This window comes from Nostoc sp. KVJ3 (assembly GCF_026127265.1).
In the GTDB taxonomy this organism is placed as follows: Bacteria; Cyanobacteriota; Cyanobacteriia; order Cyanobacteriales; family Nostocaceae; genus Nostoc.
This window is the reverse complement of record NZ_WWFG01000002.1, coordinates 1,492,317-1,508,001: the sequence shown is the minus strand read 5'-3', so window position 1 is coordinate 1,508,001 and position 15,685 is coordinate 1,492,317. Positions and strand designations below refer to the sequence as shown.

General features: G+C 40.9%; 12 protein-coding genes and 1 pseudogene. 7 read left to right on the top strand and 6 right to left on the bottom strand.

What is annotated here, in order from left to right:
• Window positions 1-16: 16 nt before the first annotated feature.
• Window positions 17-1,272: pseudogene (locus GTQ43_RS22525) on the bottom strand (ABC transporter substrate-binding protein).
• 194 nt (window positions 1,273-1,466) lie between these two features.
• Between GTQ43_RS22525 and GTQ43_RS22520 the strand changes: the two are divergent.
• On the top strand, window positions 1,467-2,885 hold the full coding sequence (locus tag GTQ43_RS22520) for an MFS transporter (RefSeq protein ID WP_265274970.1): 1,419 nt from the start codon (window positions 1,467-1,469) through the stop codon (window positions 2,883-2,885).
• 146 nt (window positions 2,886-3,031) lie between these two features.
• Here GTQ43_RS22520 and accD read toward each other — a convergent pair whose 3' ends face one another.
• From accD to leuB, 4 genes are all read right to left on the bottom strand, one after another.
• A complete protein-coding gene (gene accD / locus GTQ43_RS22515) occupies window positions 3,032-3,982 on the bottom strand; it encodes an acetyl-CoA carboxylase, carboxyltransferase subunit beta (RefSeq protein ID WP_265274969.1) in 951 nt (316 codons plus the stop codon).
• Window positions 3,983-4,592: 610 nt separating this feature from the next.
• Window positions 4,593-5,441 (bottom strand): prepilin peptidase, encoded by an 849-nt coding sequence (locus GTQ43_RS22510; RefSeq protein ID WP_265274968.1) that lies wholly within the window; start codon window positions 5,439-5,441, stop codon window positions 4,593-4,595.
• A 168-nt stretch (window positions 5,442-5,609) separates the two neighbouring features.
• Window positions 5,610-5,870 (bottom strand): hypothetical protein, encoded by a 261-nt coding sequence (locus GTQ43_RS22505; protein ID WP_094329947.1) that lies wholly within the window; start codon window positions 5,868-5,870, stop codon window positions 5,610-5,612.
• A gap of 90 nt (window positions 5,871-5,960) precedes the next feature.
• On the bottom strand, window positions 5,961-7,049 hold the full coding sequence (leuB, locus tag GTQ43_RS22500; protein ID WP_265274966.1) for a 3-isopropylmalate dehydrogenase: 1,089 nt from the start codon (window positions 7,047-7,049) through the stop codon (window positions 5,961-5,963).
• A gap of 226 nt (window positions 7,050-7,275) precedes the next feature.
• Here leuB and GTQ43_RS22495 point away from each other — a divergent pair, with 226 nt between their 5' ends.
• The 5 genes from GTQ43_RS22495 to purT all read left to right on the top strand — a co-directional run bounded on the left by GTQ43_RS22495 (window position 7,276) and on the right by purT (window position 13,005).
• The gene (locus tag GTQ43_RS22495; RefSeq protein WP_265274964.1) at window positions 7,276-8,130 is read left to right on the top strand and encodes a mechanosensitive ion channel family protein; all 855 of its coding nucleotides are present in this window, start codon (window positions 7,276-7,278) and stop codon (window positions 8,128-8,130) included.
• A 205-nt stretch (window positions 8,131-8,335) separates the two neighbouring features.
• The gene (locus tag GTQ43_RS22490) at window positions 8,336-9,286 is read left to right on the top strand and encodes an ABC transporter ATP-binding protein (protein ID WP_265276517.1); all 951 of its coding nucleotides are present in this window, start codon (window positions 8,336-8,338) and stop codon (window positions 9,284-9,286) included.
• A gap of 40 nt (window positions 9,287-9,326) precedes the next feature.
• Window positions 9,327-11,093 carry an ABC transporter permease gene (locus tag GTQ43_RS22485; protein WP_265274963.1) on the top strand — a complete coding sequence of 589 codons (1,767 nt, stop codon included), beginning with the start codon at window positions 9,327-9,329 and terminating at the stop codon, window positions 11,091-11,093.
• A 200-nt stretch (window positions 11,094-11,293) separates the two neighbouring features.
• Window positions 11,294-11,776, top strand: a complete 483-nt coding sequence (locus GTQ43_RS22480; protein WP_265274961.1) for a pentapeptide repeat-containing protein — start codon at window positions 11,294-11,296, stop codon at window positions 11,774-11,776.
• 65 nt (window positions 11,777-11,841) lie between these two features.
• The gene (purT, locus tag GTQ43_RS22475; RefSeq protein WP_265274960.1) at window positions 11,842-13,005 is read left to right on the top strand and encodes a formate-dependent phosphoribosylglycinamide formyltransferase; all 1,164 of its coding nucleotides are present in this window, start codon (window positions 11,842-11,844) and stop codon (window positions 13,003-13,005) included.
• Window positions 13,006-13,077: 72 nt separating this feature from the next.
• On the opposite strand, the gene GTQ43_RS22470 is transcribed toward purT, so the two are convergent.
• Entirely contained in the window at window positions 13,078-14,454 is a 1,377-nt protein-coding gene (locus tag GTQ43_RS22470) for a serine hydrolase (protein WP_265274959.1), read from the bottom strand.
• Window positions 14,455-14,740: 286 nt separating this feature from the next.
• On the opposite strand from GTQ43_RS22470, the gene GTQ43_RS22465 reads away from it, so the two are divergent.
• On the top strand, window positions 14,741-15,685 hold the full coding sequence (locus GTQ43_RS22465; protein WP_265274958.1) for a hypothetical protein: 945 nt from the start codon (window positions 14,741-14,743) through the stop codon (window positions 15,683-15,685).

Genomic DNA, 15,685 nt, shown 5'->3' with positions numbered 1-15,685 from the left:
AGGTAAGAAAGATTGTTTAATCCATCGCCCTAATCTGCTGATTAGCTTCATTCTCTGCCTTCAGCATCGCTTGCTTTAATGGTTGTTGTCCCAACAAGGCGCTGACAAACTGATTATCAAAATTATTGACGATCGCACCTGGATATTTACCCACCTGCCAAGGTGTAGCATAATCGACTCCCGCCACTAATGGCGATCGCAGTGGGTCTTGGTCATAGCCTAAATTCTTTGCCACAGATTTACGTGTTGGCAAAGCAAACCCTGTTCCTGTCCACTTCTGCATTCCTTCTTTACCCGTGAGATAAGCAATCAACTCCCAGGCTTCGGCTTTGTGCTGTGCAAGATTATTCATCACATAAGCAACTGTAAACACCATCGTGCCTTTTTTGCCATTAATCGTAGGCACTGGTGCAGTAGCAAACTCTACTTGGGGAAAGGTTTCAGTTAAGTAAGGAATTGCCCAGTTACCTTCAATCACCATTGCCACTTTATTTTGACCAAACATTTCACTACCTGAGTTTGTCCCCACATCAGATTTTTGAGCAGAGGAACGGTCTTTTTGATACTGGTCTACTACCAACTCTAAACCCTGTAAACCTACTGCACTCGCAAAAGTAGCAGAACCATTTTGATTAACAAGTTTTCCCCCAAAGGCTTTAATTTTGTAAGCCTGACGCGCCAATTCGGGAATTTCCCCAAAGCCGTATTTGTTAAGTTTGCCTGTCAATTGTTTCGAGTAGTTACGTAATTCATCCCAAGTTGTTGGCGGATTACTTAAACCTGCGGCGGCGAAGGCTTTTTTGTTATAAAACAAAGCAAGGGTGGAATAGTCTTTGGGAAGACCATAAATCTGATTCTGATATTTGAAACTATCGAGTAGGGTATCTTCAAAATCCGTTAGGTCAAATGTGGGAGTAATATAACTTTCTAACGGTTCTAGGACATTCTGACTCATCAAGAAAGGAGCTTCGAGAGCATCCAGATAAAAGACATCGGGTGCAGCTTCCCCAACTAAACGAGTTTTGATTACATCCATGTATTGGTCGGAGATTACCTCATATTTGACCTTAATATTTGGATGCTGGGCTTCAAACTCTTGCAAAACCTGTCTCAAGAGTTTTTGCTCGACAGGAGAACCCCCCAACCACTGAGTTTAATGGTGACTGCGGTAGATGCTAAGGGTTTGTTTGGTAATTGTAGGCTTTGACAAGCAATGATGGTAATAGCGATCGCTATTATCAATCCCAAAAAATTAAACAATCTTTTTTTGATCACAAGTACAGATAACAGTCTATTTCTTCTTACTTATACCTTCTGTTGCTCAGGAGTGATATTTACTTATCTGAAATTTTTGTTCAAAATTGCAAGCTAGAATAACGAAAACTTATTAAGAATGCTCATAAAAGCATACTGAGTTCTTCGACAACCAGCTTGATGTCAGGATGCTTTACTCATAAACATAGATTATGGATTCCGTTCAGGTTGAAACAACTGCGCCACTGACTCTGGAAATTCCCCAGATTTCCTTACCACCAACAGTACTCTCTCCAACCTCTCGAATTCCCAAGGATGCAATTCGCACAAGTTTAAAAGCCTCTACAGCAGATTCTGTCTTAGCATCGGTTTACTCCCTTGGAACTAGCGGGATTTTACTCAGCAATTTCTTGGTGGAATTGGGTGCTAGTCCAGTGGTATTTGGGATGTTGTCTTCTATCCCCATGTTGGTCAATCTTGTTCAGCCGTTTGGTGCTTACTTGTCTGAACGCAGCAATAGCCGCTTTCAATATTCTCTTCGCACACACGGAATTGGTCGGCTGCTATGGCTAGTTTTAGTAATCGGTATTGTCGGCGTAAGCTTGGGAGTGATTAATACTCACCAGTTAGTGATATTAACACTCTTGATTGTCCTATTCAGCAATCTTTTGGGAGGACTAGGAACCGCATCATGGCTAAGTTGGGTTGCAATGATAATTCCCCGACGATTGCGAGGCAGGTATTTTGGGACACGAAATAGTGCTGCGAACCTCACCAATTTTGTTTGCGTACCAATGGCTGGTCTAGCTGTATCACATTGGTATAGTGGAACTCTCCAAGGCTATGGGGTGGTTTTGTTAGTAAGCATCGTGCTTGGAATTGCGGGATTGGGATGTCAGTATTTCCAAGTGGATATGAATCCGCAGTTGCAAAATACCTATTGTGGTAAATTACTTCAAACAAATGAGATGCAATCACAGGTTGCAAAAGATGAAGCTTCTGAAGTACTTCAATCAATTTGTCCGCCACAAGACCAGTTAACTAGCAGTATCTGGAAAAACTTTAACTTTTTAAGATTTCTACTGTATTTCGGCTTCTGGAATCTTGCTGTTAACCTCAGCAGTCCTTTTTTCAACCTCTACATGCTGGACACGCTAGATTTAGATGTCAGTTACGTGACTATCTACAACAGCCTTCAAGCGGGGGCGACTTTGCTAATGCTTATTCTATGGGGAAAATTAGCAGATAAGATAGGCAATCGTCCTATCCTCATCTTTATTGGAATTTTGGTTGCAGCTACACCACTGCTATGGGTGGGGATTGGTGCTAATCGCCTTGATATTTGGTTGTGGCTACCTCTGTTACACATATTAGCTGGAGGTACTTGGGCGGCGATTGATTTGTGCAGCAACAATATACAATTAGCGATCGCACCAACTCAAAATCAGTCTATCTATTTTGCGATCGCAGCTGCTGTTGCTGGAGCAAGTGGTGCTTTAGGCACAACCATAGGCAGCTTCATCATCCAATTTGCTCAGTTTGGAGGCTTATTAGGGGTGTTCGCCCTTTCTAGCCTATTTCGACTAACAGCACTTATTCCACTCGTTTTTGTCAAAGAGGCAAAGAGGTGAGGGAGTGCGGGAGATGGGGGAGATGGGGGAGTAGGGGAAGCAGGGGAAGCAGGGGAAGCAGGGGAAGCAGGGGGAGAAAGAACTAATTCCCCATGCCCCATGCCCCATGCCCCATGCCCCATGCCCAATGACCAATGCCCAATATTCTATTCTGCGGCGGTAGAAGTTAAAGACATTGTTTCCCACAACACCATGTGAGGTGTTGTTAGTACAGGCTGGTGTAGGGCAATCAGCTGGGCTAAAGTATTCTTTAATTGAGTACGGGGTACGATATCATCAACAAAACCATGCAGAAGTAAATCTTCAGCAGTCTGAAAATTTTCGGGCAGTTTTTCTCGTAGGGTTTGCTCGATCACTCGCCGACCAGCAAAACCAATGGTTGCCTTGGGTTCTGCTAAAATGATATCGCCCAACATGGCAAAACTAGCAGTAACGCCGCCCGTTGTGGGATTGGTCAAAACGGGAATATATAATAGTCGGGCATCCTTATGGCGCTGTAAGGCTGCGGATATTTTCGCCATCTGCATCAAGGAAAGCATTCCTTCTTGCATTCTCGCGCCACCAGAGGTACAGACAATAACTACAGGATACCGTCGTTGAGTGGCTTGCTCAATCATTCGGGTGAGTTTTTCTCCCACAACCGAACCCATACTACCACCCATAAAACGGAAATCCATAACCCCAAGGGCAATGGGCAAACTATTAATTTGACCTAAACCAGTGTGAACTGCGTCTATTAAGCCAATTTTATCTTGTGTTTCCCGCAAGCGATCGCTGTAGAGTTTGCGATCGCGAAATTCTAACGGATCGGTTGGACGCAAATGCTCGTCTAGAGGTTTCCAGGTATTACTATCTATCAATTGACGGATGCGCTCATCGCTATCTACCCGATTATGATGACCACATTCGACACAAACCATTTGATTAGCTTTCAGGTCTTTTGTATATGCCAATACGCCGCACTTAGAACATTTATGCCATAACCCATCAGCAATTTCACGTTCTTGGCGTTCCAGGCTGGTAGATCCTGATTTCCGTCGATTTGCAAACCAATCAAATAGAGACTTTAAACCGCGTGATTCTTCGTTGTTAGCCATTTTTTATTTTATTTTAAGTGGGTATGAGGTCGAAAACATATCAAACCGTATTGGGTTGTCCTTAGCCATAAGTCAATTGTCTTTACTAATTGACCCTTCGGGTGATGCCTCCGGCACGCCTAGGGCAACGCCAGTTACTCATGGGGGAAACACCCAAGCACTAATTACTGCATCGTCAAACTACGCTTTTAAGCAATTCAGACCTTAATTATCATCTTTGGTTGCCAGCTTAACGAAAATACTTATACCAATACAAGTCTCTTGCTCTTTTTTTCAGCAGACTTAATTATATTGACGTACTGACAAAGCCATGAGAATACCAACCTCCAAATAAGATGCTCTCCCTCTCCCACCCAAATCAATGATTCGTATTACTAGGTTATGAACGATCGGCATCTGTTGCATTTGTGCTTGCTAACAGTTAATCGTCGTCAAGAGGGTAATACAAGTCACAAGCAGAATATTATCAAAATATGAAGGGGCGATGGGGTAATGTTGGTTACAGTCACGAATTATAAATATTTCTTATGAAAGGTTATTAGGAATTGGGCATTGAGGAAGAAACTTGTTAAATAATTCCCCCTTGTCCCCCTCATCCCCCTACTCCAATTCAAAAGGCTGGAAAAAATAACCGTAGGTAGGTAGACAAGATGGCTTCGCCGCTAAAAAGGGTAATTACAGATCCTAAAGCGAGAAAAGGGCCAAAAGGCATCTTTTGTCCTAACCTTTGTCGTGATGTGTTTTGACTCGCGGCTTTGCGTCTACGCATAATAACACCAGCGCCAATTAACGCTCCCAGCACACAGGCAATAAAACTAGCTAAGAGTAAATATTTCCAGCCTAACCAGGCTCCCATCATGGCTGCTAATTTGGCATCACCCGCGCCCATTGCAGTTTTACCAAAGGCAACTGAACCCAATAGAGCGATCGCATCAAACAGCCATAAACCTAGTACTGCACCAGTTATCGCCATCATAAGATGATTGACCGATGCCACAGAACTACCCTCTGGTAGATAACCAATCACCATTTGGAATAAAATTCCGACCACTAAACCCGACTGAGTAAGTGGATTGGGTAAGGTCATGGTATCTAGGTCGATAAGCGATAGCGCCAACAACCAACTACAAAAAGCCCAATAGCCGATTGTGAAAGTCGAAATTTGAAATACTAAAAAAATCAGCAAAAAAATTATGCCCGTTACCCCTTCTACCACGGGATAACGGACAGAAATTTTGCTTTTGCAATAGCGACACCGCCCTTTTAATGAAATCCAGCCAAAGACTGGCACATTATCGTAGGCTTTTAGCTGGTTTAAGCATTTAGGACAACGAGAAGGCGGCCAAAGAACTGACAACCCAGCAGGTAGCCGATAAACAATAACGTTGAGAAAACTACCAATAGATGCACCCAAAGCAAAGACCATTAAACTCGCTGGAATAGCGAACAAAATGTCCATACAGTCATTTGTCCTTTAGTCATTTGTCCTGTGTCATTTGTCGTTTATCTTTTGTCCTTTGTCGAGAGTTAATCAATATTGACTCATGACTGGGGTAATTTTAGATTTTAGATTTGTTCTTCAATCTTCAATCCAAAATTCAAAATCTAAAATCGAATGACCCAATGACTAATACATATGTGATTCAATTTGACTTAAGGGCACAAAACACTCTTGAGGTAAAAGAACTGGTTGGTTAGTAAAAATAACCTTACCTCGATGATTCACACGATTAATTGCTACACCGGAAGGTTGCCCAGCGATTTCGGGATGAACTTCACAGTGAGTATAGTATATCTGCCCAGCAGCTCTGATTACAGCAGGATCAATCAAAGGCGATTGGTTCTTGGGGGCGGTAAAATTTACTTGACCTTGTCGTAATGCGTACACTATCGACTGTTATTTGATTGCTAGATTTCCCTTTAGTCTACCCGAAACTTATAGCAAAGGTTGCCATATTGCCTAGTCTGCTCTAAAAAATTATTTTTGTTCAGTAGCCTTAATGAGTGAGTCTCCCATAGCGCGGCAACCTAAAAGGTTTTTTCCTGGAGAAATTATATCTCCGGTGCGATCGCCTTGTTCTAAAACTTGCAATACGGCTTTTTCAATAGTATCTGCCGCTTTTGGTTGATTTAAACCGTAGCGCAACATCATCGCCGCACTCAAAACCTGTGCTAAAGGATTTGCCTTATCCTGTCCGGCAATATCTGGGGCGGAACCATGAACTGGTTCAAACACACCAGGCCCAGAAGCACCTAAACTAGCTGAGGGTAACATCCCAATACTACCCGTAAGCATAGCAGCAGCATCAGAAAGAATATCGCCAAACAAATTACCTGTAACTATGGTGTCAAACTGCTTAGGAGCGCGTACTAACTGCATAGCAGCATTATCTACATATAAATGAGAGAGTTCGACATCTGGATATTCAGCAGAAAGTTGGGTGATGCGATCGCGCCACAACTGAGATACTTCTAATACGTTCGCCTTATCCACCGAACAAAGTTTACCACCGCGTTTTCTAGCCACTTCAAAAGCCACCCGCCCAATGCGTTCAATTTCTGATTCTGTGTAAACCATTGTATTTACACCGCGTTTTTCACCCGTTTCTGTAGCAAAAATCCCTTTAGGTTTACCGAAGTAAATCCCACCAGTCAGTTCGCGCACCACCATAATATCCACGCCTTCGACAATTTCGCGTTTTAAAGTCGAGGCATCAATTAGCTGGGGCAAAATTTTCGCTGGGCGTAAATTGGCAAATAACCCCAAACCTGCACGTAGCCCTAATAAACCCACTTCTGGGCGTAAATTGGATGGCAAGGAATCCCACTTATAGCCACCAATAGCGGCGAGTAATATGGCATCACTGTTGCGGCAGGTATCTAGAGTCGCAGATGGTAATGGTTCCCCTGTAGTGTCAATTGCTGCACCACCAATAAGGGCTTCTTGGAATTCAAACTGAAGATCAAATTGCTTCCCTACGACTTTCAGCACATCTACCGCCACTGCCATAATTTCAGGGCCAATGCCATCGCCGGGGAGTAGAGTAATGCGGTAGTTCTGGGTCATAGCTGGTTATTACTAGGTAAATGCTTGCAGATTACATATCATACCTAGCAAAATGTACCGATGGAGTTTTTAATTTATTTTGTCCAAAAATTTCCAGACATTGACCGAGAACGCCTTGGTTATTTGCTGCATAGCACACCAAAAATTAAAAAAAAGTATTTATAGGAAATTTTCATTTAATTTATTGTATGTTTATTGTGTTTAATAATTCACAAACAAAAAAATTATGGATTTCAGACAAATTAGCCTAGTTGCTAGTCAACTTTTAACTCTGTTTGGACTGAAAATTTTAGGTGCGATCGCTCTGTGGCTAATTGCTCAACGCTTAATTGATTTTGCATTGAAGTTAGTACGACGTGGTTTCCGAAGTCAAAACGTTGATCCGACACTCATTAACTATCTTCTGAATATTATCGGTGTTACGTTAAGAATTGTTTTAGTTGTAGCAATTCTTGGCTTCTTTGGAGTTGAAACAACTTCCTTTGCTGCATTATTAGCAGGAGCGGGCATTGCAATTGGTGCAGCATGGGGGGGACTGTTGGCCAACTTTGCCGCCGGCGCATTTTTAATTGTTTTTCGACCATTCAAAGTTGGTGATTTCATCACAACAGCAGGTGTAACAGGCACTGTTACAGAACTTGGACTGTTCACAACTGGTATTAATACACCTGATAATGTATTGACGATTGTTGCCAATAATAAAATCTTTGCTGACAATATCCAGAACTATTCTGCGAATCCTTACCGTCGGGTTGATCTGGTGGCTCAACTCCATCATGAAGTTAAACATAACGAAGCGATCGCACTTTTAAAAGCGAAAATTAGCCAAATTCCCAATGTCCTCCAAAATCCAGCACCAGATGTCGAAATTCAGGATTTCAACTTTGCAGGGCCTGTACTAGCAGTCCGTCCTTATTGCAATAATGACCACTACTGGCAGGTTTACTTCGACACTAATAAAGCTATCCGCGAAACCTTTAGTGAAGCTGGATATCCAATTCCTGAATACCGTTATGCAGTTAGCGGTTCATCTGCTCATGCAATTAATAATGTCATCCCACCGCTATCAGAAATAACTTGATATTAGAGCAAAAAGTCAAGGTTGCATTTGCAAAGATTTCCTAAATAGCACAATAAGAATTAATAAGTAGGTAGGGTGTATGCCTTACTTACTTTTTTATGTAGCCAATTTTCATAAATTCAGTTTCAATTTCTGAAACCAGACTGACAAAAGCTGTAGAAAGAGGTTACGTTAAATGTTAATCACAAGCCGCACCCCAGCAGCGATGGTAAAAGAATTAGCAATTTGCACCCGTGGACTAACTAAGCAATTTGACAGGCATGTTGCTGTCAATGATGTTGATTTAGAAATCCAAGCGGGGGAAGTATATGGATTGATTGGGCCAAATGGCGCGGGTAAAACAACTCTCATCCGAATGTTGGCAACTGCTGAGGAACCAACGACGGGTGAGATTTATATTAATGGCGATCGCTTACTCCGTGACAAGAGTAACCCCAAAGTCAAGCGTCGTCTAGGCTACTTACCCGATGACTACCCGTTATATGAGGATTTAACAGTCTGGGATTACCTAGATTATTTTGCGCGTCTCTATCGTTTGCGAGAACCGCGCCGTACTCAACGTTTACACGAAGTTTTAGAACTCATCCAACTGGGAAATAAACGTAACAGTCAGATTTCTACTCTGTCGCGGGGGATGAAACAGCGCTTAAGTTTAGCGCGAACCATTATCCACGAACCGATTTTACTACTACTAGATGAGCCTGTTTCTGGACTTGACCCCATCGCCAGAATGCACTTCCGCGAAATCATCAAGGCTTTGCAAGAAGCTGGGATGACTGTAATTATTTCCTCTCATGTTCTCAGCGATTTAGCAGAACTGTGTACATCTGTGGGAATTATGGAACTTGGCTTTTTGGTAGAAAGTACCTCATTACAACAACTGTACCAACGTCTTTCCCACCAGCAAATTGTGATATCAACTCTGGGTAATCTAGAGGCACTTTTAAGGGAATTGAAACATCATCATTTAGTAGAAGAGTGGGAGGTGATGTCAGAAAAAAATAGCGTGCGGGTGAACTTTTCGGGTAAAGAAGAAGATAGTGCTGAATTGTTGCGATCGCTCATCAAAGCAGATATTCCCTTGATTGATTTTCACTGCACCCAAGAAGACTTAGAAACTATTTTCTTAAAATTAGGTCACAAACAAGCATCTTAATTTGTCAATAAATATCGCCATTTTTGGAGAATTTTTTCTTATGATGCCCAATTTTATAGACAAAATCGGTGATTGGAATCCGCAACTATTGCGGGAACTCAAAGGACGGCTGAAATTTTTTAATGTTGCGATCGCAGTTGCGACATCTCTACTTCTGCAACTAGTAGTTTTTTTATATCAATTGCGTGAGTTTCCCGATGATAAATACTCACTAACTGGTACATACTGTCGTTTGCGTCAAGTATACGAACGGCAACAAAACGAAGTTTACCAGCTTTCAGATCAATCTAGAATTGCTAACTTGAATGATTTCTTTTCAAATAATTTTTGCCCCGCCAATCAAATTGATTTGCAGTTGTGGTGGCAAGACCACTGGCGATATACATTCCTAACATTTAGTGTAATTTTTATATTTACACTATTAGTTGCAGGAACTTATTTGTTAATCAATGATTTAGCGAAAGAAGAAACTCGTGGCACGCTGAATTTCATCCGTCTTAGCCCTCAATCAGAAACAAGTATATTGACTGGAAAATTATTAGGAGTACCCAGTTTAATTTATCTTGTAATCTCACTCGCTGTTCCTTTCCATTTATGGGCTGCTTTTTCTGCCCAAATTGCTTTTAGTTCCATTTTGAGCTATTATGCAATTCTTGCTGCTAGCTGTATTTTCTTCTACAATGCCGCACTACTATTTGCTTTAGTTAGTCGCGGTTTGAGCGGTTTTCAGCCTTGGTTAGGTAGTGGTGCAGTCTTATTTTTCTTGTTCACAACGATGGTAATGTCATCGTCTTCTGGCAACAATCTAAATAATTCGACTACTTGGTTAAGGCTTTTTGCTCCTTGGGATGTAACAACTTATCTATTTCCTCAGTTGTTTAATTTATACAATGGTTCGCTAATGGGTAATGTGCAGTTTTTCTATTTACCATTAGGAGCAAATATTGTTAGTGTTGTCGGTTTCCATTTATTAAACTGGGGATTGTGCAGTTACGGAATTTTGCAAGCTATTAAGCGTTGTTTCCGTAATCCTCAAGCCTCAATAATCAGTAAGGGACAAAGTTATTTAATAGTAGCTTTTTGCCAGGTGATGATGTGGGGATTTACCTTCCAATTTTTGAGAAATAATTCCAGATTGGATGGACAAGTTGGAGAAAATTTGATTTTTATAGCGTTATACAACTTGGTATTACTTTTCGGTTTGATTGCCGTTCTTTCTCCTCATCGTCAAGACATACAAGATTGGGCAAGATACCGACATCAAGAAGTTGGCGGCCGCAAGAGTGTTTGGCAGGATCTAATTTGGGCTGAAAAAAGTCCTGCACTTGTAGCGATCGCTATTAATCTGACAATAGTTACTGTCCCTTTTCTAGTCTGGCTCTCACTTACATCTATTTTTGATCCAGGTCGTAGCCCAAATTTGGAGGGTGACAATTTTGATAGATTGAAAGTGCTTTTAACCGTGGCTTTATCTATCAGCTTAATGTTGATTTATGCTACCATCACCCAATTGATACTTTTGCTGAAAACTCCCAAACGTTCTTTCTGGGCTGTTGGTACTATAAGTGCTGTAACGTTCCTACCACCGATGATTCTAGAATTTATCGGTATCTCCTCGTGGAAATATCCTACAATATGGCTGTTTTCAACTTTCCCTTGGGCGGCTATAGAACACACTAGTGCGACAACAATTTTTATGGCATTACTAGCTCAGTTGAGTGTTTTAACATTGTTGAATTTCCAGTTAACAAGGCAGGTAAGATTAGCTGGTGAATCTGCTACTAAAGCCTTGTTAGCAGGACGCTAGGTAAGTATTTATCTATTAGACATCTTCTGGTAATAAAGAATTTAGAAACGTTGCAATGCAACTTATCTACAAGAGTTTAAGGTAACGTATAATTAATTTCTGAAGATGTCTATTAGAACCCCGATTTCTTAAAAAAGTCGGGGTTCTTGCATTAAGGTAAAACTTTTAATTAGCGCAAGGATCGTGATAATCTGAAAATTATGCTAAATCGGCCGACTCAAGACCTACGCCATACAGCCATCCAGTTTTTAGAACAAAGTCCGCCACAGCGTCTACAAATTCTTCAGGAACTGGGCATAGCTCGTTATGAGTTTTTAACAAAAATCCGCCTAAATGAAGCAAATATTATTTGCATGATGCGGTTTTTTAAATATCCAAATCAGCTAAAATTTCCGAATCTAATAGGAGCAGATTTATCTGGTTTAATTTTAGATGGAGTAAACTTCATCCGAGGAAATTTATCAGGAGCAAATTTGCAAGGTAGTAGTTTAGTCAATGCAGACCTTTTATTTGCAAATTTGACGAAAGCTGATTTGAGAAATGCAGATTTACGAGGTGCAACTTTGGATGAGACTATTTGGTTAGAAACTCTAGTAGATAAGTGTCAGCTTGGTGCAGGTACTGGTTTAACTCAGCTACAACGGCAAGATTTACAACTGCGCGGAGCTAGATTTAACTCTTGAGAAGACGGTAATTAAAACACAAAAAATTATAAGATTATGGGATTAAGATTGACCTGGATAAGTTAATGAGTATTAAGTTGCCCCAAAAATTGATGCTGCTGGGTTCAGGAGAACTAGGTAAGGAATTTGCGATCGCAGCTCAACGTCTTGGTAATTATGTAATTGCCGTTGACCGCTACGCCAATGCTCCAGCTATGCAGGTTGCTGATGCTTATGAAGTTATTTCTATGCTCAGTGCTGATGATTTAGAAGCTGTAGTGACAAAACATCAGCCAAATGTAATTATACCAGAAATTGAAGCAATTAGAACAGAAAAACTTTTGGAATTTGAGCAGCGAGGGATTACAGTTATACCAACTGCGGCTGCCACTAACTATACAATGAACCGCGATAGAATTCGGGAACTGGCGCATCAAAAATTGGGCATCAGAACGGCTACTTATGGTTATGCAACAACTTTAGAAGAATTGATTGCAGTTTCCGATGAAATTGGGTTTAGTAATGTTGTCAAACCTGTGATGTCATCCTCTGGTAAAGGTCAATCTGTAGTTCAGAATAGGAGTGAAGTTGAGAAGGCTTGGAATTATGCGATCGCTAATTCTAGAGGTGACAGTCAAAAGGTCATTGTCGAAGAATTTATTAACTTTGAAATCGAGATAACATTACTGACAATTAAACAGTGGAATGCCCCCACAATTTTCTGTCCTCCTATTGGTCATCGCCAAGAACGAGGAGATTATCAAGAATCGTGGCAACCCGCACTAATTTCTGAAGATAAAATATTAAAAGCTCAAGAAATAGCTATCAAAGTTACTGATGCTTTAGGAGGAGCGGGAATTTTTGGTGTTGAGTTTTTCATTACTAAAGATGAGGTGATTTTTTCTGAACTTTCCCCCAGACCTCATGATACAGGAATGGTGACATTAATCTCACAAAATCTCAATGAATTTGAACTACATCTCAGAGCTATTTTAGGCTTGCCAATCCCTCATATAGAACAGTTAGGAGCATCAGCTAGCGCGGTAATTTTAGCTTCAGAAAAATCTGATTCTATTGGTTTCATAGGTGTAGCGGAGGCTTTATCAGAAAAAGATGTAGATATTAGATTATTTGGTAAACCTAATGCTCATCCATATCGGCGAATGGGCGTAGCTTTAGCGAAAGGTGCTAATGTCCAAGAGGCTAGAGAAAAAGCTACAAAAGCCGCAAATAAAATCAAAATTATCTAAAAAGTTAGATCCCCGACAACTTTTACGAAGTCGGGGATCTAGACACCGCAAATTTTTACAAGATCGCGTCTTCTACCTTGTCGCACTGTCAGACGAACCAACCGCAGCAACTGGATTCGGCTGATTCAGATAATCGTAAACTAATCGGGAAACTTGACGGATAAAGTCTCTCCCCCTCGTGTCCTTATAGGGACGGGTGACGAAGATAGCCGCCAGGTAACGCTTACCATTTGGCATAGTCACAAATCCTGCATCGCCAATGAGAAACCCGATATCTCCGGTTTTGTTGGCGATGACTGCACCTTTCCCCAAACCTGCGGGAAGCAGTGTATGAATTGTGGTGTGACGCAGAATATCCAAAGCTTGCTCTCGACTTTGTGGAGAGACTAACTTGTTATTCACAACTAAAGCCAACACCCGCGCCATATCTTGAGAACTTGTGGTGTTGGTTCCTCTCAAATCAGCTAAAAGATGCCGAATTACCGTGTCTTTAAGTCCCCAGCTACGGAAGCGCTGATTTAGTTTCGCAACTCCACCTAAGCGATCGATAATCATGTTGGTGGCAGTATTGTCACTGATGGTAATCATCTTAGTGATGGTTTCCAAAGCTGTATACTTCTTACCAACTCGCTCATACTGCATAACTCCAGAACCATCGGTTACTAAGTCACCCCGCATAGTCAGGTTTTCTTGAAGGGTGAGTTTACCAGCATCTAAATCTTGGAAAAAGGCGATGAGAATTGGCAATTTAATCGTACTAGCTGCGGGGAAAACGCGATCGCCCCCAACATCCAAATAATCCCCAGTATCCAAATCCAGGAAAAACATTCCTGTTTTCAGAAAACTGTAGCGATTCATTAAGGCTTTAATCTGCGGTTCCAGCGCTTTCATTGGTGAATGCATGGGAACCACGCCAGCAAACAGAGTGCTATTATCACCCACTGTTGGAGAAATACTCGATTGAGTCGGTGTTATTTCTAAGTTGTTTGGCTGGGTTGCAGTCAATTGTATCGGCTTAGGTAACTGCACAGACCAATGATTGGCAGATTCCTCTTGCAGCTTTACCTGTGCTAGATCGAAGGTGTAATTGGGTGCTAAGGTAACTACCATCCGGGTAGTATCTGCGTTCAACTGCCCAATGCTAATGTCTTTAATTACTAACCCTATTCTTTGATTAGTTTGTGGATATCCTAATTTAACCCCAGGTAAATCAATTACCAAACGGGTAGGGTTGGTAAATAATTGTACTTTGGGTTGAACATTCTCGTCTGTAGTGAAATCCAGATGATTCCGATTGCTATCAAAATGCCAATTAGCGATCGCAGCAGCTTTGACAGAAGAGCCAAATAGGAACAAGCTGAAGAAGCTGGGTAGAAGCCAACTAAATTTTAAAATGTTTTCTTTGTGTGTGAGGAGCATGAGCGATCGTTTTGTGTAATGAAAATTCATGAACGAACAAAAGCCGCCCACTATTAAAGCACAATTATGAAAATTTTTGTAAATTATGCGCTTATACAAAAAATCATCTGTTATAAGTGTTTAATTTAACCAGTATTGTTTATACTCAAGCACTCTCCGATTCTTTACCGTCATTGAGTGCTATTACCGACAACCCAGGTAATTCGACAACAAGAGTGAATTCACACCCAGCTAGATTTTGAATTATTTCCATACTGGATTACCAGAACGATGGTAAATAAAGTTTCACAATATCCGGTAAAAATTCAGTACATCTATGAAAATTTTTAATATTAATAAATTAAATTTATGGAAATTTTATATAGTAGTCTGTACTATCAGCTTCACCATCAGCGGTTGTACACCTGAAAAAAGAGCAATACTCCGAGTAACTGCCGAGAATTTCCGCGATCGCGCCGCTGATGCGATTACATCGGTGAAGAAAATCTATCAACTTGATGATCTCCCTAGAGATGATAATTTTGTGATAGACAGATTAGTAAACGATCCAAGTATTAAATTTGAAATTCCCAGAGAAGTAAATAGAATTATTACAGGAGAAAGTCAGCAAAATACCCAGCCATCAGATGTTGATCGAGTCCTCGATGATTTGAAAGCAGAATATGACACAGCCGCAGAGGTATTTAACAAGCTTGAAACAATTGATTATGAAAGTGCAAGGATAGTTGCTAAAACTGCCCAACCTGCACGATGCTTAACAGTAAAAATGCTACTTTTAGCCAAAAGAATTCAGGAAAGACCACCAAGACCAAACGATCCACAACGAGTACTCATCAGCTTTGAACTAAAACGTCTTGGTGAAGAATATAGAAATTTAAGTATATCCTCACAACCAGCAGCAGAAGAAATTAAGCATCAAGTTGCTAAAGAGATAGATGAGTGGCGAAAAGTTAATATTGCTGAACAACAAAGTTTAAATGAATCTATCTCTAAACTTTTGATAGCTGCTGACACCGGAAGAAAACTTTCAGAACTTATTGATGATTACCCTCATCTTAACTTTGAAGTTATTGCTGCTAGGATTACGCAGATTGTGGGGCTAGCTAACAGTTTCACTGGTAAGGACTATAATTCGACACTCACAAATATTAACATTCTGGAAAAACAAGTTAACGAAGATAAAGTTTTGAGAGATTTTATGAAAGAAGTATCTCTAAAAGAGACACAGGCACAACCATACAACTCTCAATTATGTCAATAA

Bases quoted from the DNA above. Each gene is read 5' to 3' on its own strand.
- GTQ43_RS22480 (WP_265274961.1), top strand. From the start codon at position 11,294: ATGCTAAATCGGCCGACTCAAGACCTACGCCATACAGCCATCCAGTTT.
- leuB (WP_265274966.1), bottom strand. From the start codon at position 7,049: ATGACCCAGAACTACCGCATTACTCTACTCCCCGGCGATGGCATTGGC.
- GTQ43_RS22495 (WP_265274964.1), top strand. From the start codon at position 7,276: ATGGATTTCAGACAAATTAGCCTAGTTGCTAGTCAACTTTTAACTCTG.
- accD (WP_265274969.1), bottom strand. From the start codon at position 3,982: ATGGCTAACAACGAAGAATCACGCGGTTTAAAGTCTCTATTTGATTGG.
- purT (WP_265274960.1), top strand. From the start codon at position 11,842: ATGAGTATTAAGTTGCCCCAAAAATTGATGCTGCTGGGTTCAGGAGAA.
- GTQ43_RS22490 (WP_265276517.1), top strand. From the start codon at position 8,336: ATGGTAAAAGAATTAGCAATTTGCACCCGTGGACTAACTAAGCAATTT.
- GTQ43_RS22520 (WP_265274970.1), top strand. From the start codon at position 1,467: ATGGATTCCGTTCAGGTTGAAACAACTGCGCCACTGACTCTGGAAATT.
- GTQ43_RS22510 (WP_265274968.1), bottom strand. From the start codon at position 5,441: ATGGACATTTTGTTCGCTATTCCAGCGAGTTTAATGGTCTTTGCTTTG.
- GTQ43_RS22470 (WP_265274959.1), bottom strand. From the start codon at position 14,454: ATGAATTTTCATTACACAAAACGATCGCTCATGCTCCTCACACACAAA.
- GTQ43_RS22465 (WP_265274958.1), top strand. From the start codon at position 14,741: ATGAAAATTTTTAATATTAATAAATTAAATTTATGGAAATTTTATATA.
- GTQ43_RS22485 (WP_265274963.1), top strand. From the start codon at position 9,327: ATGATGCCCAATTTTATAGACAAAATCGGTGATTGGAATCCGCAACTA.